At 64.5% G+C, this 22,180-nt stretch carries 25 protein-coding genes; 14 read left to right on the forward strand and 11 right to left on the reverse strand.

Annotation, left to right across the window (positions count from 1 at the left end; translation table 11 throughout):
* Nucleotides 1-18: 18 nt before the first annotated feature.
* Genes GD606_RS02040 through GD606_RS02050 form a run of 3 tightly spaced genes read right to left on the reverse strand, consistent with a single transcriptional unit; the run spans nucleotide 19 to nucleotide 3,444 of the window.
* The gene (locus GD606_RS02040; protein ID WP_163303199.1) at nucleotides 19-1,098 is read right to left on the reverse strand and encodes a DUF459 domain-containing protein; all 1,080 of its coding nucleotides are present in this window, start codon (nucleotides 1,096-1,098) and stop codon (nucleotides 19-21) included.
* The gene (locus GD606_RS02045; RefSeq protein ID WP_163303198.1) at nucleotides 1,095-2,330 is read right to left on the reverse strand and encodes an SGNH/GDSL hydrolase family protein; all 1,236 of its coding nucleotides are present in this window, start codon (nucleotides 2,328-2,330) and stop codon (nucleotides 1,095-1,097) included. Before GD606_RS02045 ends, GD606_RS02040 begins: the two co-directional genes overlap by 4 nt.
* Nucleotides 2,331-2,346: 16 nt before the next feature.
* Nucleotides 2,347-3,444, reverse strand: coding sequence for an SGNH/GDSL hydrolase family protein (locus tag GD606_RS02050; RefSeq protein WP_176629185.1), 1,098 nt, complete (start codon nucleotides 3,442-3,444; stop codon nucleotides 2,347-2,349).
* A gap of 215 nt (nucleotides 3,445-3,659) precedes the next feature.
* On the opposite strand from GD606_RS02050, the gene GD606_RS02055 reads away from it, so the two are divergent.
* A complete protein-coding gene (locus GD606_RS02055; protein ID WP_163304028.1) occupies nucleotides 3,660-4,097 on the forward strand; it encodes a hypothetical protein in 438 nt (145 codons plus the stop codon).
* A 49-nt stretch (nucleotides 4,098-4,146) separates the two neighbouring features.
* On the opposite strand, the gene GD606_RS02060 is transcribed toward GD606_RS02055, so the two are convergent.
* The 5 genes from GD606_RS02060 to GD606_RS02080 are packed head-to-tail and all read right to left on the reverse strand — an operon-like array spanning nucleotide 4,147 to nucleotide 9,282.
* Nucleotides 4,147-6,306, reverse strand: coding sequence for an ATP-grasp domain-containing protein (locus GD606_RS02060; RefSeq protein ID WP_176629186.1), 2,160 nt, complete (start codon nucleotides 6,304-6,306; stop codon nucleotides 4,147-4,149).
* A 12-nt stretch (nucleotides 6,307-6,318) separates the two neighbouring features.
* On the reverse strand, nucleotides 6,319-6,960 hold the full coding sequence (locus GD606_RS02065) for a 2-oxoacid:acceptor oxidoreductase family protein (RefSeq protein WP_163300929.1): 642 nt from the start codon (nucleotides 6,958-6,960) through the stop codon (nucleotides 6,319-6,321).
* Nucleotides 6,957-7,793, reverse strand: coding sequence for a 2-oxoacid:ferredoxin oxidoreductase subunit beta (locus tag GD606_RS02070; RefSeq protein WP_163300930.1), 837 nt, complete (start codon nucleotides 7,791-7,793; stop codon nucleotides 6,957-6,959). The genes GD606_RS02065 and GD606_RS02070 overlap by 4 nt, the downstream gene beginning before the upstream one ends.
* A 4-nt stretch (nucleotides 7,794-7,797) precedes the next feature.
* Nucleotides 7,798-8,943 carry a 2-oxoacid:acceptor oxidoreductase subunit alpha gene (locus GD606_RS02075; protein WP_163300931.1) on the reverse strand — a complete coding sequence of 382 codons (1,146 nt, stop codon included), beginning with the start codon at nucleotides 8,941-8,943 and terminating at the stop codon, nucleotides 7,798-7,800.
* A gap of 6 nt (nucleotides 8,944-8,949) precedes the next feature.
* Nucleotides 8,950-9,282: a 4Fe-4S dicluster domain-containing protein gene (locus GD606_RS02080; RefSeq protein WP_163300932.1), complete on the reverse strand. Its 333-nt coding sequence runs from the start codon at nucleotides 9,280-9,282 to the stop codon at nucleotides 8,950-8,952.
* 479 nt (nucleotides 9,283-9,761) lie between these two features.
* Between GD606_RS02080 and GD606_RS02085 the strand changes: the two genes are divergently transcribed.
* From GD606_RS02085 to GD606_RS02100, 4 genes are all read left to right on the forward strand, one after another.
* Nucleotides 9,762-10,106 (forward strand): helix-turn-helix domain-containing protein, encoded by a 345-nt coding sequence (locus GD606_RS02085; protein ID WP_163300933.1) that lies wholly within the window; start codon nucleotides 9,762-9,764, stop codon nucleotides 10,104-10,106.
* A 195-nt stretch (nucleotides 10,107-10,301) separates the two neighbouring features.
* Nucleotides 10,302-10,916, forward strand: a complete 615-nt coding sequence (locus GD606_RS02090; RefSeq protein ID WP_246298934.1) for a peptidylprolyl isomerase — start codon at nucleotides 10,302-10,304, stop codon at nucleotides 10,914-10,916.
* A gap of 181 nt (nucleotides 10,917-11,097) precedes the next feature.
* Nucleotides 11,098-11,952, forward strand: coding sequence for a hypothetical protein (locus GD606_RS02095; protein ID WP_163300934.1), 855 nt, complete (start codon nucleotides 11,098-11,100; stop codon nucleotides 11,950-11,952).
* Nucleotides 11,953-12,106: 154 nt separating this feature from the next.
* Nucleotides 12,107-12,670 carry a cysteine hydrolase family protein gene (locus GD606_RS02100; RefSeq protein ID WP_163300935.1) on the forward strand — a complete coding sequence of 188 codons (564 nt, stop codon included), beginning with the start codon at nucleotides 12,107-12,109 and terminating at the stop codon, nucleotides 12,668-12,670.
* An 88-nt stretch (nucleotides 12,671-12,758) separates the two neighbouring features.
* Here the strand turns inward: GD606_RS02100 and GD606_RS02105 are convergent, their stop codons facing one another.
* From GD606_RS02105 to GD606_RS02115, 3 genes are all read right to left on the reverse strand, one after another.
* Entirely contained in the window at nucleotides 12,759-13,148 is a 390-nt protein-coding gene (locus GD606_RS02105; protein WP_163300936.1) for a VOC family protein, read from the reverse strand.
* A gap of 228 nt (nucleotides 13,149-13,376) precedes the next feature.
* Complete coding sequence (locus tag GD606_RS02110) at nucleotides 13,377-13,829, reverse strand: cytochrome c3 family protein (RefSeq protein ID WP_246298935.1); 453 nt, start codon at nucleotides 13,827-13,829, stop codon at nucleotides 13,377-13,379.
* A 240-nt stretch (nucleotides 13,830-14,069) separates the two neighbouring features.
* Nucleotides 14,070-14,519 (reverse strand): CBS domain-containing protein, encoded by a 450-nt coding sequence (locus tag GD606_RS02115; RefSeq protein ID WP_163300938.1) that lies wholly within the window; start codon nucleotides 14,517-14,519, stop codon nucleotides 14,070-14,072.
* Nucleotides 14,520-14,698: 179 nt separating this feature from the next.
* Between GD606_RS02115 and GD606_RS02120 the strand changes: the two genes are divergently transcribed.
* From GD606_RS02120 to tsaD, 9 genes are all read left to right on the forward strand, one after another.
* Nucleotides 14,699-15,343: a protein-L-isoaspartate(D-aspartate) O-methyltransferase gene (locus GD606_RS02120; RefSeq protein ID WP_163300939.1), complete on the forward strand. Its 645-nt coding sequence runs from the start codon at nucleotides 14,699-14,701 to the stop codon at nucleotides 15,341-15,343.
* Nucleotides 15,344-15,392: 49 nt separating this feature from the next.
* A complete protein-coding gene (locus tag GD606_RS02125) occupies nucleotides 15,393-16,304 on the forward strand; it encodes an Mrp/NBP35 family ATP-binding protein (protein WP_163300940.1) in 912 nt (303 codons plus the stop codon).
* 108 nt (nucleotides 16,305-16,412) lie between these two features.
* The gene (pgsA, locus tag GD606_RS02130) at nucleotides 16,413-16,961 is read left to right on the forward strand and encodes a CDP-diacylglycerol--glycerol-3-phosphate 3-phosphatidyltransferase (RefSeq protein WP_163301011.1); all 549 of its coding nucleotides are present in this window, start codon (nucleotides 16,413-16,415) and stop codon (nucleotides 16,959-16,961) included.
* A gap of 144 nt (nucleotides 16,962-17,105) precedes the next feature.
* A complete protein-coding gene (locus GD606_RS02135) occupies nucleotides 17,106-17,384 on the forward strand; it encodes a hypothetical protein (RefSeq protein WP_309550378.1) in 279 nt (92 codons plus the stop codon).
* On the forward strand, nucleotides 17,384-17,710 hold the full coding sequence (locus tag GD606_RS02140) for an FtsB family cell division protein (RefSeq protein WP_163300942.1): 327 nt from the start codon (nucleotides 17,384-17,386) through the stop codon (nucleotides 17,708-17,710). The genes GD606_RS02135 and GD606_RS02140 overlap by 1 nt, the downstream gene beginning before the upstream one ends.
* Entirely contained in the window at nucleotides 17,694-18,809 is a 1,116-nt protein-coding gene (locus GD606_RS02145) for a tetratricopeptide repeat protein (RefSeq protein ID WP_163300943.1), read from the forward strand. Before GD606_RS02140 ends, GD606_RS02145 begins: the two co-directional genes overlap by 17 nt.
* 277 nt (nucleotides 18,810-19,086) lie before the next feature.
* Nucleotides 19,087-19,998 carry a hypothetical protein gene (locus GD606_RS02150; RefSeq protein WP_163300944.1) on the forward strand — a complete coding sequence of 304 codons (912 nt, stop codon included), beginning with the start codon at nucleotides 19,087-19,089 and terminating at the stop codon, nucleotides 19,996-19,998.
* A gap of 69 nt (nucleotides 19,999-20,067) precedes the next feature.
* Entirely contained in the window at nucleotides 20,068-21,078 is a 1,011-nt protein-coding gene (gene fbp / locus GD606_RS02155) for a class 1 fructose-bisphosphatase (RefSeq protein WP_163300945.1), read from the forward strand.
* Nucleotides 21,075-22,145 carry a tRNA (adenosine(37)-N6)-threonylcarbamoyltransferase complex transferase subunit TsaD gene (tsaD, locus tag GD606_RS02160; RefSeq protein ID WP_163300946.1) on the forward strand — a complete coding sequence of 357 codons (1,071 nt, stop codon included), beginning with the start codon at nucleotides 21,075-21,077 and terminating at the stop codon, nucleotides 22,143-22,145. Before fbp ends, tsaD begins: the two co-directional genes overlap by 4 nt.
* Nucleotides 22,146-22,180: the final 35 nt, after the last annotated feature.

The following is a 22,180-nucleotide window of genomic DNA, read 5'->3' on the forward strand; positions in this document are numbered from 1 at the left end:
TTCAGGGCTGGTACGCCCTCAGGGTCCGTCGCCGCCCGAGGGCAGGACCAGCGTCTGGCCCGGGCGCAGTTTTTTGGGGTCCAGGCCCTTGTTGGCCCGACGCAGGGCGTCCGGGGCCAGGCCGTGCTGCCTGGCGATGCTGGCCAGGGTCTCGCCGCGTTGGACCACATGTTTTCGGGGGCCTTCGTCGCTCGGCGGCGGTGCGGCCGTGGCCTGGGGAACGGGAGTGGCCTCCGTCAGGGCCGCAAACAGGGTGTCCCGGGCCGGGGAGGGCGGAATGGGCAGGGCGTCTCCCGTGGCGGAGATCACCCGGGCAGCCAGGCGTCTGGCCCCGGCGTCGGTCAGATGCACGCCGTCGCCGGTGCGCAGGGGAATCAGCGCGCCCGAGAGGTCGCGGGCCGTGGGGGTGTAGGCGTCCTCGGCGTCGGAGAAGGTTTCCCAGGTGTCGATGAAACGGCAGGGGGGGGTGGACCTGCAGGCCTCGCGCAAGGCGGCGTTTACGGTGCGCAGGGCGGCGCTCAAGGTCCGGTCGGCCATGGGCGGCGCGCCGACCCAGAAGATGGCGGCCTTGGGGTTGGCGGCAAGGACCATGTCCATGAGGCGTGCGGCGGCGGCGGCATAGGCCGCCTTCCACGGGGTGGAGTCGAAGAGCACCCGCGTGCCGTCGGCGGTGACCAGGGGCATGGCGTCGTTGGCCCCGATCATGAAAATGGCCACATCCGGCCGGTGGTTGCGCACAAGTTCGGGGAGGGCCTGGGGGAAATCCAGAAGCTCCGGCCGGGTCAGGCCGCCGCCCACTTTGCCCAGCCGGAACAGACGGCTGCCGTGGCCATTCAGGACGCCGTCCAGGGTGTCGGCCAGGCTGATGGACAGGGAATCCCCGACGAGAAGGATGACGGGAGGCGCCTTTTTGGGGGCGCGGGTCCGGAAGAGATCCCGGGGGGTCACGTCGACGGGTTCCGGGGAATCGCCGCAACCCGAGGCGGCCAGCAGCCACAGGCCGACCAGGCAGAGTGTCAGGAAGTGGGAAAATATCGGGGTAAAAGCGGAAAAATGGAGCCATGGCCGGGGACATCGCCCGCCTGTGGGCCGCGTCACGGGGCGCCGGTGGGGGCAGCCGCCGGGCCGCCTGCCGCCGTTTCAGCGGTCTGATCGGATTTTTCCTGGAAGATGGCGTGGTTGGATGCCTGATCGAAGAACGACTGGGCCAGGATGTCGCCGCCAGCGACGGTGAAATGGATTTTGTCGTTGGCCCGGACCTTGACCTTGGCCCCCTTGTCGTTTTTCAAAAACGCGGCATAGGTGTCCTCGGGGTCGCACAGGAGGTTCCAGGTGTCCAGAAAGCGGCAGTTGGGATATTTGCCGCATTCCGTGCGCACGATTTCGTTCATGGCCTGGGCCTGCCTGGCGTAGGTGGGGTCGCCCATGACCGGCAGTCCGATCCAGAACACCGGCAGATTGCGCTTGGCCGGGATGTCCAGGAAGGCCTCCATGCGCATGGCGAAGACCTCGCCCCAGGTCTTGTTTTGCGAACCGGGCTCCCGGGGCTTTTCGTTCAAATTGATGTATTTGGCGTCATTGGCCCCCATCATGACCACCACCATGGTCGGGGCGTACTTCTCCACGAAGGTCTGGAGCGCGTTTTCCCAATTGAAATATTTGGGGTTGGCCAGACCGCTGGAGACCTTTCCCTCTTCGATGAGCGTCACGTCCCGGTATTCGTTCACGGCGCGGCGAAGGGACAGGGCCAGGCCGATGGCCAGGGAGTCGCCCACCACCAGGATCTTGTGGGGCGGTTCCAGGCGGGCCTGGGTCAGAGAGGTGACGGGTTCATGCTCCGGAGATGCGGCAGCGGCGGGGGCGGTGGGCGGCACGGCCGGATCGGCGGGCATGTCCCCTTCCAGGTCGAGGCGCGGCGTTGCTGTTTCCCGGCCTTCCAGGGCGGCCAGGAGTTGCTCGCGGTCCAGGGGGCGGAGGTCTTTGATGGTCGGACGGCGTACGGCTTCGTAGGGATCTTCGGCCTCCAGCCGGGGGGCCTGGCCTGCGGTCGTGGCGACATCGCCTGAAACCGGGGTGGATTTGTACGTGTCGTGAAAAAACGGGGCCAGGGCGTGGTCCGTCTCGGCCATCAGGTCGGCGGCCGGAGATTTGCGATAGAATTCGCGCACGCTGCGCAGGGTGCGCAGGATGCGTGAGGAGTGGGTCTCTTCGATACGGTCTTCGGCCCACAGGGTGATTTTTTCGATATTGAAAAAGGCGACCACCACAAAGGCCGTCACATAGATGCAGAAAGCGGGAAACCAGGTGCGCAGGCGGATACGTCGTGTCATATTCTGGTTATCCCGGTCATTTTTTCTGACTTATTTCCAGGGTTTGAGCAACGCCGTCCAGGACGCGGTCGCTGAGCAACCGATACCCGGCCATGGTGAAATGCACCCCGTCCTTGCCCCGCAGTTTCACGGTTTTGCCGCCGAGGTTTTTTTCTGCGGCAAATTCGCCCTTGTCATCGGAAAAAAGATTCCAGGCGTCGATGAACTGGCAGTTCGGGCCGGATTCGCAGGCCGTGCGCATGGCCGCGTTGGCCGTCTTGACCCGGGCGTTGAGCCCTGCGTCGCGCATGGGCGGCAGGGCCACCCAGTAGACGGGGACGTTTTTTTTCGCGGCGATGCCCAGGAAATCCCCGGCCTTCTGGCGGTAACTGTCGGCCCAGACCTCGGTGCCGGGACCGTTTTGGGCGTCGTTGCCGCCGATCATGACCACCAAGGCGTCGGGGCGGGCCGAGGCCAAAAGATCCTCCAGCGTCTGGCCCCAATTGTGGAACTTGACGTTGTCCAGGCCGCTTGAGGTCTTGCCCTTCTGCTCCAGCCGGATTTCCGTGGCCCCGCGAAGCGATTCGGCCAAGGTCATGCCGATGCCCACGGCAAAGGAATCCCCCACCACCAGGACCGTGCGGCCCGGGGTTTTCGAGGCTTTGGCCGCCGTCGGTTCCGGCGCGGGGGCCGCGGCTTTTTCCAGGGACGGCGGCGGGACGGGGGATGTTGGGGACATGGCCTTGCGCCCGGCGTCAGCATCGGGAAGGGCGGCCAGGGCCTGGGGGGGAGTCGCCTCGGCCTGGGGCGTTTGTGTGGGCCGGACATCGGGAAAAATGACGAAAAGCCGGGCCGCCAGGGGCTCAACCAGAGGGGAAAAGGGGGAAGGGTCCAGGGCGGGCGGGGCGTCCGACGCCAGGATCGGCCCGCTTGTGTCGGCCGCAGCCTGGGCGTCGGGTTTCAGATCGTCGGGCTGTCCGGGCGGGGCGACAGGGCGGGACGCCTCGGACTGGCCGGGCTGCCGGGGCGACGTGTCCAGACCCCGCATGCAGCCGATGACCAGGATAATGGCCAGAGCGGCGGCGAGGCAGACGGCCAGGATGGTGATTCGGGAAGGACGTGGAAGCGCGCGCATCCGAATAAGTATAGGGCAACGCCGTTTGCCTTGTCCAGAACCGTGCGACCATCCTTTTGCCCAACCTGCCGGATATGGGAAAAAATGCCGGTTGCCGGGGGCAGGGAAATGTGCTTGTCTCGCCCCCTGCCGCGAACGGCCCGGGCCAAGGGGACACGTTTCATGATCAATGCTTCGGCGATCCGGAAATGCGACGCGGACAGGGAGTGATGACAATGCGAAAGAATATGATGGTCGTTTTGCTTCTGATCGGTGTTATGGCCTTGGCCGGACTGGCCGTGGCCCAGGATTCCCCAGGGGCGAACCCGGGCGCCCCGGTGCAAAAGCCCGCCGTGACCGGCCAGGCTCCGGCCGGGGCGGCGAAACCCGCCGCCAGGGAACCGGCCGCAGCCCCGTCCGCTGCCAAGGAACCGGCCGCGGCCCCCTCCGGCGGCCAGAAAGCGGGCAAGGCCAGCCATCCGGTGCAGGGCAGCCCGGCCGTTACGGCCACGGAACAGCGCTACCAGGAGTATCTGGATCGGGAAAAAAACGCCTCGGATGCGGCCCTGGCCAAGCAGCGCGGCAAGCTTGAAGACAAGTACAAGGGGTTTGTGCGCACGGTGAAGCCCAAAGGCGCTGCCCGGGACGCTGACAAAAAAAGCGCCAAGGACTAAACCCCGACGGCCGGGGTGCGCCCTCCCCCGGGGCGGGCAGACGTGTCCGCTATAGGACGCGATGCCCGGCCAGAAGCCGGGCCATGGCCGGGGCCACGTCCGCCAGATCGGCGCAGACCGTAAACCCCGCCCGGCGTAGGCTGGCGAACTTTTCCGCCGCGCCGGAGGCGTTTTCCAAAATGGCCCCGGCATGCCCGAGCCGCCGTCCGGGCGGGGCGCTCACCCCGGCCACACAGACCGCCACGGGCTTGGGATAGGCCGTGGCCAGGGCGTATTCCGCCAGCCTCTCCTCGGCGTCCCCGCCGATCTCCCCGAGAATCAACACCGCGTTGACCGCCGGATCGTCCCGCACGGCCTCGGCCAGTTCCAGAAAGCCGAGTCCCGTGAACGGGTCGCCGCCCATGCCCACGGCCGCGGCCTGGCCGATCCCGGCCGCGCTGAGCCGGGCCGCGGCCTCGTAGGTCAGTGTCCCGCTGCGGGAGAAGATGGCCACCGGGCCGGGCGTAAAGGGGTCCACGGGCATGATCCCGGCCTTGAACCGCCCGGGGACGATGATCCCCGGGGTGTTGGGGCCGATAAGCAGGGTTGGGCTGCCCGCCATATCCGACAGGGTGGTGAGCATGGCCAACTGGGGGATGCCCTCGGTGATGCAGGCCACCCGGGGAACCCCGGCCAGGGCGGCCTCCAGGATCGCGTCCGGGGCGTGGGCCGCCGGAACGAAAATCACGCTGATATCGACCTCGTGGTCGGCCAGGGCCTGTCGCACGCTGTCGTAGACCGGCACGCCGTCCACATTTTGTCCGCCCCGAAACGGCGTGACCCCGCACACCACCTGCCCGGCGTTCGCCGCGCCGTAGGCGGCCATGAGTCCGGCATGCAGGCGGGCGGTTTTGCCGGTTATGCCCTGGATCATGATCCGCATGGGGCGTACGCCTGCGGCCACATCCTTGGGCACAAGGGGCGGCAGGCCGTCCCGGCCCGGCCCGGCCAGGGGACGCCGGGAGGCGGCGGCACGAAGCGTGCCCCCGGTTCGAGGCGAACCCTGCGGAGCCACGGCCTCGCCGGGACGCACGGCGGGTTCGACCTGTCGGCACACCCCGGCCAGCGCCGCCATGGCCGCGTCCATATCCGGAACCACGGCCAGTCCGTCCAGGGCCAGCCCGTGCAGGACGCCAAGGCCTTCGGCGGCACCGTTTCCGGCCAGACGGGCCACGATGGGCTTTTTGGGCGGACGGCCGTCCAGCACCCGGGCCAGGGCCAGGGCCACTTTTTCGCAGGACAGGATGCCGCCGAAAAGATTGATGCAGATGACCTGCACCGCCGGGTCGTCGAAAAGGATGGACAGGGCGGCGTCAAGGCCTGCCGCATCGGCCGCGCCGCCCACGTCCAGGAAGTTGGCGGCGGGGAATCCGGAGAAGTTGAGGCGGTCCATGGTGGCCATGGCAAGCCCTGCGCCGTTGGCCAGCAGTCCCACGAATCCGGACAGCTTGATCAGCGAAAGCCCCCGCTCCCGGGCCAGGGCCTCCACCGGGTCCACCTCCTCGGGGACCGCGAGGTGATCCGCCCCGGGCAACAGGGCCACGGCATTGTCGTCGAGCTCCGCCTTGCCGTCCAGGGCCAGAAGCGTCCCATCCGTGGTCAACACCAGGGGGTTGATCTCGGCCAGGAGCAGTCCCTGGCCGGTCAGGGCGGCGTAGAGGTTTTTGACCAGGGCCTGAAAATCGGGCCAGGCGGGGTACGGCAGCCCCAGGTGGAAAAAGGCGGAACGCGTCTGGGCCGCAGACGGGCCGCCCGGCAGGCGCAGATCCTGGATGAGGATATGGCTCCCCCCGGCGTCGCGCTCCACGTCCATCCCGCCGCGTCGGCCTGCGGTCAGGGCCAGGGACCGGCGGGCGCGGGACACCGCCAGGGACAGATACATCTCCCTCTCGATGGCGGCGGCCGGTTCCAGGCGCAGAAAGGGAGGCTTTTTCCCGGCGATGGCCAGGGCAAAAAGCCGCGCCGCCGCCGCCTCGAGATCCTGCGGCCCTTCGATGCGCACGATGCCCCCGGCCTTGCCCCGGCCCCCGGCCGCCACCTGGGATTTGAGGTACCAGGGCGGGGGGAAGGGCGGGGTGGCCGACTGCCCGGGACGGATCAGGATACCCGGCGGCACGGGGATGCCCGCCGTGGCGAAAATCAGTTTGCTGGCATGCTCGCAAAGCCGCATGAGCCCTCCGGGTCAATCCTCGACCATGATGTCGGTCAGGTTCATGTCGCCGCGCTTGGCGGCGCTTTCGTCCTCGCCGTTTTTCAGGTCGATGGGCTGCGCCAGAAGACGCCGGGCCTGGTCATAGCCCAGAGCGAAGGCCTTGAGGTTCACCTTGTGGATTTTTTCCGGCAGGTTGGCCAGAAGGCTTTTGCGCATCACGTCGCGCTTGGCAAACGGCATGAGAAACGTCACCGCACCAAGCACCACGGTGTTCATGGCCTGGGGAACCTTGACCCGTTCCAGGGCCAGTTCGGTGAACGGCAGGCCCAAAAAGACGTTGGTGGGGGTCTGTTTGACCAGTCCCGTGTCCACCAAGAGCACGCCTGTTTTTTTCAGAAGGTGATGGTAGCTGTTGCAGGCCTCCTGGCTTAAGGCCACCAAAAAATCCAGGCGTTCGGTCTTGGGGTAGCTGATGGGGTGGGAACTGACCACCAGATCGGCCCGGCTGGAGCCGCCCCGGGCCTCGGGGCCGTAGCTTTGGGTCTGGGTCACCTGATAGCCGTGTCCCAGGGCCAGGGCGTGGCCCAGAAGCTTGCCCAGGGTCAGGATGCCCTGGCCGCCCAGGCCCGAGAGGCGGATCTCGAAACGGTCAAGCGTTATCTGCTCCTTCATGATCCCGCCCCTCCCTTGTCGGCCAGGGCCTGGCGCATGGCCGCATGGCGCTGTTCCAGTCCCGGTTCGTCGTTCTCCACAAAGATTCCCATGGGGATTTTCCCGGCCTTGTCGTCGAGCTTGTCGTAGACCTCCCGGGGAACCACATGGTCTTTGAGCCACTGAAACATCTCAACAGGCGAGCGGAATTTGTTGCCCCGGCCGTACTGGGTGAAACACGGGGTCAAGACCTCCACCAGATTGAATCCCGGGCGGCTCATGGCCCGTTGCAAGAGCCCGTCCAGGGCCTTGGCGTGGAAGACCGTGCCCCGGTACACCCCGTTGGCTCCGGCGGCCCTGGCCATCTCCACCACGTCGAAGGATTTTTCCATCTGCCCCTGGGGGCTGGTGTGGGTGTAGGAGCCAAACGGGGTGGTGGGCGAGCATTGGCCGCCGGTCATGCCGTAGATGAAGTTGTTTACGACCAGGGCCGTGACCCCGATGTTGCGGCGCGCGGCGTGGATCAGATGGTTGCCGCCGATGGACAGGGCGTCGCCGTCGCCCATGACCGTGAGCACCCGCAGGTGCGGGCTGGCCATCTTGATGCCCGTGGACAGGGTGAGCGCCCGGCCATGGGTGGCGTGCACGGTGTTGAAGTCCACGTAGGCGGCGATGCGGCCCGAGCAGCCGATGCCGGCCACCACGGCCATGTCGTCCTTGGGGATGCCTAAGGCGTGGACGCTGCGCACCAGCGACCCCAGGACGATGCCGATGCCGCAGCCGGGACAGAAGACCAGGGGGAACTTCTTGTTGTGGCGCAGGTACTGGTGGATGAGTTGGGTGACTTCGGCCATGGCGTCACGCGATTTCCTTGAGTATTTGCGACGGGGTGATGATCTGGCCGTCGACGCGGTTGATCGTCCGGATGGTGGTGATGCCGCAGTTGACCCTTTTGACCTCGCGCGAGATCTGCCCCATGTTCATTTCCGGAACCAGCACCAGCTTGCAGGTGCGAAGGAGCTTTTCCACATGGGGACGCGGGAAGGGGAACAGGGTCTTTAAGGACAAAAGCCCGGCCTTGACCCCGGCCTCCCGGGCCTGGCGCACGGCCAGTCGGGCCGAGCGGGCCACGGAGCCGTAGGCGATGACCAGGGTGTCGGCATCCTCGGTCTGGTCGTGGTCCACGATCTGGATGTCGTGGAAAAAACGGTCGATCTTGCGAAACATGCGTTCGGTCACGGCCTTGACCTCGTCCGGGCGCGAGGTGGGAAAACCCAGGGGGTCGTGGGTCAGGCCCGTGACATGGAACCGGTAGCCCGTGCCTATGGGCGGCATGGGCGGCACGCCGCGCACGGTCTCCTCGTAGGGCTTATACCATTCCGGGGGCATGGTGGGCAGCAGGCGGCTTAAGACCTCAAACTCGCCGGGCCGGGGGATCTCGATCTTTTCCCGGGTGTGGGCCGTGATTTCATCAAGGAGCAGGATGACCGGGGTGCGGTATTTTTCGGCGTAGTTGAAGGCGGTGATGGTCATTTCCAGGCATTCGCGCACGTCGGCGGCGGAAAAGACGATGATGGGGTGGTCGCCGTGGGCCCCCCAGCGGGCCTGCTGCACGTCGCCCTGGCCGGGCGAAGTGGGCAGGCCGGTGCTTGAGCCGCCGCGCATGACGTTGACGATGACCAGCGGGGTTTCGGTCATGCAGGCGTAGCCGATCTGCTCCTGCATGAGCGAGAATCCCGGCCCGGAGGTGGCGGTCATGACCTTGCGCCCGGCCAGGGACGCGCCGATGATGGCCCCGGCCGAGGCGATCTCGTCCTCCATCTGGAGAAACACCCCGTTTTCGACATGGGGCAGGCGTCTGGCCATGACCTCCATGATTTCCGTGGACGGGGTGATGGGATAGCCCGCGTAGAACGAGCACCCGGCCAGAAGCGCGCCTTCGGCCACGGCCTCGTTGCCGAGCAGAAAGGCCTCGGTTCGTTTTTTTCGCTGCATGGCGCTCATGATGACCTACGCTTTCTTCGGTTCGGGGGATTGGGCGGCTTCCGATGGGGGCGACGCGGCCGCGCCCGGTGGGGCGCAGGGGGTGGCCGCCGTTCCGGGAATCGGCTCGGGGAAGGAGGAACCCATGCCGTTTCTGGGCCGGACCACGATGGCGAAGTCCGGACAGTGCAATTCACAAAAACCGCAATTTATGCATTCGTCTTCGCGGTCCACCCGGGCCTTGCCCTGGTGGTCGATGCGCAGCACTTTTTTTGGACAAAACGCGGCGCAGATGCCGCAGCCCTTGCACCAGTCGGGATAGATGACAACAGTGTACAGCGGTTTTCGTTTTGCGGTCATGTCGGGAAGCCTAGTTGGAAGTTGCTGTAAAATTCCGACGAATTTACCAGGGTTACAAGGCCAAGGCAAGCGATTACCGGAATAAATCGTGTCCGCGCCGGGAGTTCTGGGCGCGCCAGGGACGACGGATATGGCGATCAGTCAGCTCTGGCTGTCAGCCCCATGGCGCGACAGGCGGAGTATAGGTTTTTATCGTATTTATTCTTGGCTTTTTGGCTTTTGATCATTATGGATTGTCCATGGCCCGGGTGGAAGTCAAACGGAAGGCGTACAAACAACTCGCCCGACTGCCGGAGCGCGACCAGGCCGCCGTTCTTGCGGCGATCACGGGGCTCGGAAACTGGCCCGGCTGTCGTGACGTCAAGGCCTCACGGATCGCAGCGGCTATCGACTGCGGGTCGGCCGCTACCGGGTGCTTTTCACGGTCGATGCCGGGCGGAATCCTGTCGTCATCTCCGTGGAAGAGGTGAAAAAACGCGATGAACGAACCTATCAATAATCCGCAGATCATCCGGGGGCCGGATGGGACACCCCAATATGTGGTGCTCCCTTACGACGAGTATATGGAGTCCCGGGAGCGGCCCGATGACGAGGTCAGCCTGCCCCTGGAGGTCGTCAAACTCTCCTTGTTGGAGAAATGGGGCCTTGTCCGGGCCTGGCGGGAGCATCTCGGATTGACCCAGGGTGAGGTCGCCCGGCGGATGGGCGTGACCCAGCCGACCTATGCCGGATTCGAACAGCCGGGGAGAATCCTTCGCTATTCGACGCGGTCCCGCATCGCCAGGGCGCTTGGCATCGAGCCCGAACAACTCAAAGACGAATGATCCGGCCGGGATTTCCGGGACGGGCTCCTTGACGCCGTCCCCCCGCCCCGACAACGGCAACGGTTTTCCGGATGTCTTGTCTTCGGTTCGCCTTCGCGAGGCGGCAGACGGCAGGCGTCGTCCCTGCGCGGCCTGTCCCGGCCCTCGACGAGGGCCCGGGAATGGGATAGGGAAGCTTTTTTTGGGAGGAATACCATGAATACAAAACGAAAAGGCCTTATGCGGCTGGCCCTGGGCGTTCTGGCGGCCTGGCTGGTCGTGGGCGCAACCCTGGGCTGGACGTCTCCGGCCCGGGCCCAAGGGAGCAAACCCGTGGTTAGACTGGAAACGAGCAAGGGAAATATCGTCATCGAGGTGGATACGGAAAAGGCCCCGGTCACGGCGGAGAACTTTTTGACCTATGTGAAGGAAGGTTTTTACGACGGGCTGGTCTTTCACCGCGTGATCAACGGCTTTATGATCCAGGGCGGCGGCATGGACGAATCCATGAAAGAGAAAAAGACCCATGACCCCATTAAGAACGAGGCCGACAACGGCCTGAAAAACGATGCCTACACCCTGGCCATGGCCCGCACCTCTGATCCGGATTCGGCCACGGCCCAGTTTTTCATCAATGTGTCGGACAACGATTTTCTGAATCACAAGGGCAAGACCCCCCAGGGTTGGGGCTATGCCGTGTTCGGCAAGGTCGTCGAGGGCCAGGATGTGGTGGACGCCATCAAAAAGGTTCCCACCATGACCAAGGGCTTCCACGAGAACGTGCCGGTCATGCCGGTGAAGATCATCAAGGCCGTGGTGGTCGAAAAATAGTTTCCGTTTTTCGCCGTACGGAAAGCGCCCCGGGATGATCGTCCCGGGGCGCTTTTTTCGTTTTTCAGGGAAGGGTTGTCACTTCGTGCAATGGTCCTTGCACAAGGCGAGGGCGTGATGCTAGGCAACTGTGGAAAGGGGAGTATTTCCGCCGCAGTCAAACAAACGAGGAGAGAGCCGCATGTTTCCGTCCGCGTCGTGGCCAAAAGGAGTGCGTCCGTCGGCCCTGGCCATGCGACTGCTGGTGCTCCTGGTCCTTTTCGTCCTGCCGGGCCTTGGCCACGCCTACGTCATCACGCCCGAATACCAGGCCGCCGTAAGCGACGCCCAAACCCTGACCCCGGCCAAGATTTCCAAGGATCTGGTGGCGGTGAGCCAGTACAACGACAACCTGAATCTGGTTTGGGAAGGTGTGCCCGGCAGTTCGCGGGTGCTCATGGTCTGCTGGACCAACGGCCAGTACTATCGGCCCTACATCGGCCAGGCCTATACCCTGGACGTGTTCCGCAACCTGTGGGTCACGGCCTCGCCGGAGCTTGCGAACTGGCTGTCGGGCCATTTAGCCGAGGCCACGGTCAGCCGGGTGGAGGAACTCCTGGGCCTGCCTCAGGAGTATGGCCAGACAGATTTCGTGGAGATGTGGGTGAACCTCGAAGACCTGTTTCGGCCCAGCGCCGACCCTGAGATCACCGACCACGAGGCCGAACTCGAATTGCGGGCCAATCCGCTCATACCGTACAGCACGACCGTGACCATCACCGAGAAGGTGGGCGGCGTGCCCGTGGCCTACACCTTCCCGGACTGGTACGCCACCCGCCGGGCCACCATCTACACCGCCACCCCGCCCTTTCCCTGGACCGCCCTGGGCTACACCTACGATTATGGCAACCCCGCGACTACGGTAGGGCTTTCGGAATTCGTCATTCGCGGCGGTTCGACGGTCACGGTCAAGTCCGTGACCCCCAACGCCGAGTTCCTGCATCCAGGCAGCGGCAGTACGGCGGCCACGGGCATCCTGCTGCAAAACGCCGACTGACGCGGGGCCTGACGCGGCGAGGCGACGCCCAATGGGGGCGGGCTGCGTCCGGTGGCGTGGCGGACACGGGCCGCCAGGGGCATTCGTACGCCTTCCATCCACTTCGAGACCACGTTCCGCCCTGACGCGGGATGTGCGGCACGGGAGTTCAGGCATGAAGAAAGAAACGCTTCTGTTTATCGATATCCAAAACGACTATTTTCCCGGCGGGGCCTTCGAGCTGGACGGCGCCGAGGCTGCCGGGCGCAATGCCCGCCTGCTCCTGGACCGTTTTCGTGAGGCGGGGCGGCCGGTGGTCCACATCCGGCACGAGTCCCTGCAGCCGGGATCGACGTTTTTTCTGCCCGGCACACCTGGCGCGGATATCCACCCCCTGGTCGCGCCGCTGCCCGGCGAACCTGTGATCCTGAAACACTTTCCGAATTCCTTCCGGGAGACCGGGCTTCAGATGGAGCTGGACCGGCTGGGGACGCGGCGTCTGGCCGTGGCCGGGATGATGACGCTGATGTGCGTGGACGCTACAGTCCGGGCAGCCTTCGACCTGGGCTATGAACTGGACGTCGTCCATGACGCCTGCGCGGCCCGGGCCCTGCGTTTCGGGGATATGGACATCCCGGCCCAGGGTGTGCACGGAGCGTTTCTGGCCGCCCTGGGGCTGGTCTACGCCCGGATCCTGTCCACCCGGGAGTTCCTGGGCCAGGATGTCCCCCGGGCCTGAGAATTCGGGCCAGGGGAGGCGGGCGGGAGGCTTCCCGGCGCGTGACGTGACGCCCGACAAGCCGATCCCGCGTCCGCCCATCCCGGGATCATTTTTTGGAGTAGGTGATAAGCGACACCACCGCGCCCTGGGGGTCGGCGATGACGCAGAAGCGGCCCACGCCCGCGATGTCCGTGGGCGGGACGCAGACGTGCCCGCCGAGTTCGGCGGCCTTTTGGGCTGCGGCGTCCACGTCGTCCACGGTCACGTAGGCGCCCCAGTTGGGGGGCATGCCCTCCGGAGCGCCGGGGGGGATGCCCATGATGCCGCCCACGGGCGTCTCCCCCACCTTGATAAGGGTATAGTGCGTGTGCCCCATGGGCGCTTCTTCCAGGGTCCAGCCCAGGAGGGCGGCGTAGAAGGCCTTGGCTTTCGCGGGATCGGTGGTCATCAGCTCGTTCCAACTGAAGGCGCCGTGGGTCGTGTAGGCGTCGGACATGGTTCACCTCGTGGTGTCTTGTGATTGGCCCGCCCGGAAGGGGAGCAGGCCAACATGATGTACGGCCTGGGGCGATGTTTGACAACCCGGCCGGGGTGCCGGACGGTGGCCGCATCCGGCCGGTATTCCCGTCGGGCGCGGAACGGTTGCGGGAGAGGGGCGGGCGCACACGAAAAAAAAAGCCCCTGCGCGAGGCAGGGGCTTTGGCGTCACGAAGCGTGGAAGAAACTACTTCTGGGCCACGTGGCAGATGTTGTTGGAGCACGGGGACAGCTTCAGGACTTCCTTGCCGTGTTCTTTGCGCTCCTGGTTCATCTTCATGTGGCAGCCCAGGCAGCTGTAGGCGGCGTCCTTGCTGTGGTAGGCCTTGAAATAGGACATGGTGTCCTGACGCGAATCCATCACGTCATGACAGCCGTCGGAGTTGCAGGATTCCACCGGACCCTTGCCGTCCCACATGTGATGACAGTCGGCGCAGGCCAGGGTGGCGTGCTGGCCGTGGGAGAAGGTGACGGCGGGCAGTTTGGTGGCGACGACGCCCGAGGGCCGCTTGAAGGTGAGTTCGAGCGGAAAACAGATGGTGGATTTGGCCTCGACGAATTTGCTGAATCCGGCGTTTTCCGAAAACGCCATCGGCGCGAGGGCCAGGGAAAGGGCCATGCCGAGTAGTGCCAGGTACATAACCTTCGAGCGCATCAAATCTCCTCCTTGGGCTCCGGGGGCTCCGGGGAATCCGTAACTCGAAAAAAAGCGGCCTCTTGCCGAACGATCAACGAGCCGTGTCGAGTCGGGCGAACGGCCCTTTTCGCGGCGCACAGAATAACCAAGCGTAAAATTTCACAAAGGGGAAGTCAATAAAAAAAACAACAAAAGCGGTTTGTCGACAGCCCCGCATGTCGGCCTGATGCGGCCGGTTGGGAATCATTCAAGCGGCGGGTCGGCCTCGACATTGTCCAGGGCGTCCATGAGCACGATGGACAGGCGGATGAAATCCGATTCGGTCAGGATGCCCACCAGCTTTTTGCCGTCGAGTACGGGCAGGCAGCCGTATTTGTGGGTCAAAAGCAGATGGGCGGCGTCGCGCAGGGGGGCGTCCGGGGCGGTGTGTTTGACGTCGGCGCGCATGATTTCCGCGATGGGAATGCCTGCATAGATTTCGTCCTGGGTGGCGTCGTCGATGTCGGCAAGCCTGGACACGGTCGCCGACAGCATGTCCCGGTGGGTCACAAGCCCCACGAACAGACCATCCTTGTCCATGATGGGGACATGGCGGATGCGGGCCATATCCATGACCTGGCGTGCTGCAAGCAGGGTGTCGGCGGCGGTCAGGGCCACGAGCCTGTCGGTCATGATGTCCCGGACGGTGAGCATGGCGATCTCCTTTTCTAGACCGTCGATACTTCTCACCGGCGGCGCGTGTCTGTCAAGGCTGCCTGATCGCGCGTGTCCGCCCGGTCGGGCGGCGTGTTGACTTGCCGGGGGAATTCTGGTTTGCACCAGCAAAAATCGGATCAATTCGGTTCGATGCGCGGAGCACGGGGAGGCGGACGGTGCGAATCGATTTGCGGCGGAACAGGGATCGCATGGTCCGGGAACAGATCGAGGCCCGGGGGATTCACGACCCGGCGGTGGTGCGAGCCATGCGGGCCGTTCCCCGGCATCTTTTCGTGGAAGAGGCGCTCATTCCCCAGGCCTACGAGGATCATCCCCTGCCCCTGGGGCACGGCCAGACCATCTCCCAGCCCTATGTGGTGGCCTGGATGACCGCCTTGTGCGACATCGCGCCGGACATGAAGGTGCTGGAGATCGGTACGGGGTCGGGATACCAGGCGGCGGTCCTGGCGGAAATGGGCGCCCGGGTATACACGGTGGAACGGGTGGCGGCGCTCCAGGAGGCGGCCAAGACCAGACTTGCGGCCCTGCGCTATTCCCAGGTCCGCTTCAAGCTCGATGACGGCACCCTGGGCTGGCCCGACGAGGCCCCCTTCGACCGCATCCTGGTCACGGCGGCGGGGCCGATTGTGCCCGAGCCGCTCGTCGCCCAGTTGGCGGACCCGGGGAAGATGCTCATTCCCGTGGGGCCGTCCAAACGCGGCCAGACGCTTCTTTTGGTGGAGAAACAAAACGGCCGGACCGTCTCCCGGGACATGGGAGGGGTGATGTTTGTGGACCTGGTCGGCAGGCACGGCTGGTAACCCGCGTATCATGGCGCATATTCGATAACATAAGAAGGTGGAAGGTTTCATGCCCGAGAAAAACGAATCGTCCTGTTCCTCCTGCTCCTCGGCCTCGGGGGCGGAGGGTTCCTGCGGAAGCCGTGGCGATGCTGCGGAAGCCATGCGCGACGTGCTCATCACCTCCACCCTGGAGAAGATTCGCTACAAGATTTTCGTCATGAGCGGCAAGGGCGGCGTGGGCAAGAGCTCCGTAGCCGTGAACATGGCCTGCGCCCTGGCCCTGCGCGGTTTCAAAGTAGGCATCATGGATGTGGACATCCATGGCCCGAGCGTGCCGCGCATGCTGGGGCTCACGGGCAACCTGGAGGTGGAGCGGGGCTGCGTGGTTCCCAAGAAGTTCGGGGACAATCTGTTCGTGGTCTCCATGGAATCCCTGCTCCAGGATCCGGACCAGGCCGTCTTGTGGCGCGGCCCCATGAAGACCACGGCCATCCGGCAGTTCATCGCCGACGTGGAGTGGGGGGATCTGGATTTCTTGGTGATCGATTCGCCTCCGGGCACGGGCGATGAGCACATGACCGTGCTCAAAATTATCCCCGACGCCCTGTGCGTGGTGGTCACCACGCCCCAGGAGGTCTCCCTGGCCGATGTGCGCAAGGCCGTGAATTTTTTGCAATACGCCCAGGCCAACATCCTTGGCGTGGTGGAAAACATGAGCGGGCTGGTGTGCCCGCATTGCCGCCAGGAAATCGAACTGTTCAAAAAGGGCGGCGGACGGCTTCTGGCCGAGAAATACGGCATCCCCTTTTTGGGGGCCGTGCCGCTTGATCCGGTGACGGTGGTGGCCGGGGACATGGGAAAGCCCGTGGTCATGCTTGAGGAGGATTCCCCTGTGAAGCAGGCGTTTACGGCCTTGGCCGACGCCGTGGCCGAGGCCGCCCAGTCCAGCCTTGAGGCCCATGTGAGCATGCGCCCCTAAGACGCCGTACCTGTTGCCGGCCCGGCCAGTCGGCCACCGCGTGTGGCGGACGGCGGGAACCTCCGGCTGATATATGTGACGCCACTACCGCAGAAGGGATTTCCGATGATGCTCAATACGGCCAACACCCTGACCATGGCGCGCATCGGCGTGGTGCCGGTTTTGGTGGTCATGCTTTCGTATCCGGGAAAGATCATGTGCCTGGCGGCCACGCTGGTGTTCATCGCGGCGGCCATCACCGATGTCTTTGACGGATACATCGCCCGGCGGTTCAATCTGGTCACCTCCCTGGGGAAATTCCTGGACCCCCTGGCCGACAAACTCCTGGTGGGTTCCACGCTCATCATGCTGGCCGGGCAGGGGTTCATCCCGTCCTGGGTGGCCGTGGTCATCATCTGCCGGGAGATTGCGGTCACGGGGCTGCGCGCCGTGGCGGCGGACATGGGGGTGGTCATCGCCGCCGACGCCTTCGGCAAGCTCAAGACCGTGACCCAGGCCGTGGCCCTGTGCCCGCTGATCCTGCACTTTCCCTGGTACGGCCTGGACCCGCAACCCTTCGGAACGGCCTTTTTATATGTTGCCCTTGTCTTGACCGTGGGTTCGGGTATAAACTATTTTTCAAATTTTTACGGTGTCGTGACCAACGGGTCCAAATGACGTTGCGATACGGGATTGCGCGAACATCCGGGCCGGAGAATCACATTGCTTTCCGCCCGTCGGCAAGGTATGAAAAAAAGGAATAAAACGTGCCTGGCGCGGCGAAACGCCGCCGTCGGCCTTAAAAAACGGCGTGACGTGCCCATGGAAGGCCATAAGACCCAAAACCTGTCGGCGCGCATTTCCAATTGCCTGCAGACCATTTTGGAGTTGGAACCTGATCTGGAGCGTCTGCGGCTTGGGCATGTGCTGATCAGGGAGTTCCAGATTCTCAAGACGTTTCTGGCCCGCATGGACCGGATCGACATTGAGGAAAGCGATGTCGCGCGGATTGAGACGGCCACGGAAAGTTTTTTGCGCGAGTTGAAGACCCCGCTTGCGCTTGTGGAACTTGAACGGATCAGGAAATATATCGTGCACTAATGCTCTGGCGAAGAATACTCCTTTCGGCGCTCGTCGTATTCAACCTGTTTTTGCTCTACAATCTGGTGTGGAGCGAGAACGGCATCTTCGCCTATCTCGACCTGAAATCCCACCACGCCCTGCTCGTCAAGAAGCTGGAAACCGTCGAGGAGAAGTCTCTGGATTTGAGCCAGGAGATTCGTTGGCTCAAGTCCGACCGGACCTTCACGGAAAAAATGGCCAGGTCGCGGATGAATTATCTCAAGGACAACGAGATCCTCTACCAGTTCCCCAAGGACGCGGCGGGGAACACGGAGGGACCGTCACCCAATGATCGAAAAAATTGACCTGTATCGGGAAGTGCTGGCCATCGAGCCCAACTCCAAGGCGTTTTTTCCCTTGGCCCGGGCCTTGGCCGAGTCGGGTCGTCCGGACGAGGCCATGGCCATCCTGGAAACAGGGATCGGTTTTCATCCCGACCATCTGGAGGCCAAGTTCCTCCTTGTCGAACTCTATGCCGCAAGCGACCGGGAAGAGGATGCCGTCCGGGTCTTTTCCGGCGTCCAGGACAGCCTGGTCCGCTATCCCGCCGTATGGCGCCTGTGGGCGCGCCACGCCGCGTTTTCCTCCCGCGATCCGATTGTGGCCTTGTCCTTTTTGGCCCAGTTTTTCCGCGATCCGGGACTGACCTTCGCCGGGGTGCTGGAAAAGGGGTTGGAGGCCATGGCCGCCTCCCCCCTGGCCGCGCCCTCTCCGGCACAGCCTGTTGTGGAGGCGGCGACCCCGGAAACCGGGTCGGTTGCGTCTTCCGAAGCGGCGGAGATCCTGGAGGGAGGAACGCCAGCCCCTGTCGCGGAGCCGGAAACGGCCCCGACACCGCCGTCGGCCATGGCCGCCGGTCCTGCAAATGCCTGCGAACCTACGGCGGAGGCTCCTGCCCCGGCCGCAGCCGGACTTCCCGAAGAGGCCGTCCCTGACGAGGAAGCGGAGATGTCCATGCCCCTGCGCGGCGCGCAGGAGGTGCTGGAGCTGGCCGGGGCGCTCGGCATGGCCGAGGAGGACGAGGCGCCCGCAAAAGAGGCTGCGTCCCTGGCCGCCGACATGCCCGACGCAGTACCCGCCGTCGCCCAGGTCCGCACCGTTCACATTCCGGACATGGGCATCCGAACCCGGACCATGGCCTCGCTTCTGGCCGCCCAGGGGGATGCCCAGGGCGCATTGGATATCTATCGCGAATTGCGTGCCCATCTGCCGTCCGGTCCCGAACGGGCCGAGGTCGAGGCCAGGATCGCCGAGTTGTCCCCTCCAGGGCTGGCGGCGTTTACGCAAAAAACCGTCCATGAGCCGCAACCCGTGGCTGCTCCCGTGAAACCCAAGGGGAAGGCCAAGCTCATGGGCCTGCTGGATGCCTTGGCGGGACGCCTTGAGGCCCGTTCCGAGGCCTGATACAATAATCCAACCCTGCCCGTGCGATGCGGTTGTCGCGCCGATGCGCGGCGTTGCTGCGGCGCCGGGGGGAAACCGTCGGGCGGCGGGGAGGAGACGGCCGTTGACCTCCTTTTCGCTTTGGGATGTAATGATATTTCGCCGGGCGTCACGCCTTTTACGCCCGGCGGGAACGGCGAAACAAGCGACAACCACTTCGGATTCCAAGCGCGGACGCGCCGGGGAGATATTCCCCAGGCCGCAACGTCTGCCGGAACTCCCGCAAAAGGACAACACGTTGAAACGCACGACAGTACTTCTCGCGGTCGCGGCCCTTTGCCTTGGCCTTGCGTCCGGATGCTCCACCGCTCGCAACACCTGGAAGGACACCAAAAAATTGTACAAGGAGTATGTCGATACCGACCCCACCGTCGATTTGACCGATGAGGGCATCACGGATCCGGCCTTGCAAAAGCTGGCGCGGTTGTTTGGCCCCGTGGACCAACGCCTGGAAATGTTCATCAGGGTGTACTACACTCAGGACAATCCCCCCGAGGCCGAGTGGTGCGAGCAGCTTTTGCGCGACTTTCCCTGGCTTTCCGGGGTAGCCGTGGTGAACAAGGACGGCTCCATCCGCATGCAGCAGCCCCTTATCGCCATGCGCCCGCTCGAATTCGGCCCGATCCTGGACAACGAGAACCGCTATGCGAAGCGCGGTTTGGCCGCCACGGCCAGCGTGGACGATATGGGGCCGATCATCTATGTCGGCGCGCCCTTTTTCGAAAACAACGAATTCGCCGGGGCCATCGTGTCCTGGTTTGAGCCGCGAAACATCGTGGAGGCCTCACCCGCCCCGGATGAGCTGATCATGCTCCAGCCCGAGGCCGTCTTGTGGCCCACTGCGGCGTCCGGAGAGGGGGCAGGACAGGGATTTTTGTCCGCCAACTGGGCGGAGGTTCTCAAAACCGAGGTTCAGGGAGAGATCCAGGCCGGCGGCGGCCGCTATGTCTGGCAGTCGCGCTACATCGGGCAACTGCCCATCCTGTACCTGACCCAGGCCCCCGCAGGCAACGAGGTCAAGGCGGACAAGGCGGCCGCCGCCGAAGTCGGCCAGGCCGCCGAGGCGTCCATCACGGAAGCGCCCCCGGCGGACGCCGGTGTCGGGCAGGAGCTGCCGCCTGAGACGGTAACGCCGCCGCCATCATTCTAAGGGATCCACCGGGAATCGGTCCAACGCCAGACAAGCGCCACGCGGCCATGGCCGCAACGGAGAAGCGACATGCCCCAGATCACCGTCACCGAACACCTGCTGCTGCATCAGAAGGAATCGCCCATGGCCACAGGGCGGTTTACCCGGCTTCTCAATGAACTCATCCTGGCGGCCAAGATCATTTCCCGGGAGGTGCGCAAGGCCGGGCTGGTGGATGTCCTGGGGTTCACCGGCGAGGTCAACGTGCAGGGCGAGCAGGTGCAAAAACTCGACGAATACGCCAACAAGGTGCTCATCCACCGCATGCAGCGGGCGGGGGTGTTGTGCGCCATCGCCTCCGAGGAGAACGCCGACCTCATCCTGATCCCCGACACCTTCCCCAAGGGTGAATACTTTCTCATTTTCGACCCCCTGGACGGTTCCTCCAACATCGACGCCAACGTCAACGTGGGCACCATCTTCTCCATCTACCGGGCCAAGGATTCCGGCAACGGGGAGCGTCTGAGCGATCTGCTCCAGAAGGGCTCCGAGCAGGTGGCGGCAGGCTATTTCCTCTACGGCACCTCGACCATGATGGTCTACACCACGGGCTCCGGGGTGCACGGATTCACCATGGACCCAAGCGTCGGGGAGTTTTTGCTTTCCCATCCCGACATCCGCATCCCCGAGACCGGCCGGGTTTATTCGGTCAACGAGGCCTATTGGCACTACTGGGACGACGCCACCCGCGAGGCCGTGGCCTATTTCAAGAGCCCGGACAACACCCGGGGAAAGCCCTACAGCCTGCGCTACATCGGCTCCCTGGTGGCGGACTTCCATCGCAACCTGCTATACGGGGGCATCTTCCTGTATCCCGCCGACGTTCGCGATCCCAAAAAACCCGCCGGAAAGCTACGCCTTTTGTGCGAGGCCTCGCCCCTGGCGTTTGTCTGCCAGCAGGCGGGCGGCGCGGCCACGGACGGGATGGGCGACATTCTGGACATCGAGCCCCAGGAACTGCACCAGCGGGTGCCGCTTTTTATCGGCAGCAAAAACGATGTGGCCAAGGTGTCCGAGATTTACGCCAAACATCGCGCATGATCGTCCTGGGCATCGAGACCTCCTGCGACGACACCAGCGTAGCCCTGGTCGCCGAGGATGGTCCCCTTCTGGAGAAGACCGCCCTGCAGGAGGACGTGCATTCCCTGTTCGGCGGGGTGGTGCCGGAATTGGCCTCCCGGGAGCATCAACGGCTTCTGGGGCCCCTGTGCCGGGCGCTTTTTTCCCAGTCGGGCGTGTCCCCTGGCGAACTGGGGGCGGTGGCCGTGGCCCGGGGACCGGGGCTTTTGGGCAGCCTGTTGGTGGGGCTGGGGCTGGCCAAGGGCCTGTGCCTGGCCACGGGCGCGCCCCTGATCGGGGTCAATCACCTGCACGCCCACCTTCTGGCCGCCGGGATCGGACAAGACATCGCCTATCCGGCCCTGGGCCTTCTGGTTTCAGGTGGCCACACCCAGATCTGGCGCATGGCCTCGGATCTCGATTTCACCCTGCTGGGCCGCACCCTGGACGACGCAGCGGGCGAGGCCTTCGACAAGACCGCCAAGATGCTCAACCTGCCTTATCCCGGCGGCCGGTACATCGACCTTTTGGGTCAGGGCGTTTCACCCGACCACAGCCTGTATCCCCGTCCCCATCTCGATGACCCCGGGCTGGATTTCAGCTTCAGCGGCTTGAAAACCGCCGTGGCCGAGCATGTGCGAAAAAGGCCAGGCCTGCGGATGGCCGACATGCCAGCCCCCGGCGATCCCTTCGACCCCGGTCTGGCCGATCCCGAAACCCGGGTGGCCTGCGCCTCCCTCAACTGGGCCGTGGCCGACACCCTGCGCATCAAGCTGACCCGGGCCGCCCGGCTGCATGGGCCGTTCGCCTCACTGGTGGTCGCCGGAGGGGTGGCCGCCAATTCCCGCGTACGGAGCATGGCCGCCGATCTGGCCGACCGCCTGCGATTGGCGTTGCGTCTGCCGCCCCTGGCCCTGTGTTCCGACAATGGCGTCATGATCGCCCATATGGGCCGAAAATTGGCCCTGGCCGGATTCAGGCATGGACTGGATGTGGATGCGATTGCTCGTGGGAAAAAAATCCCATGGGATTACAAGATATTGTCGTAATATCTCGGAAAGGGCGGAGCCTGGTGGGTTGACAG

The organism is Desulfolutivibrio sulfodismutans DSM 3696 (assembly GCF_013376455.1).
GTDB lineage: Bacteria > Desulfobacterota > Desulfovibrionia > Desulfovibrionales > Desulfovibrionaceae > Desulfolutivibrio > Desulfolutivibrio sulfodismutans.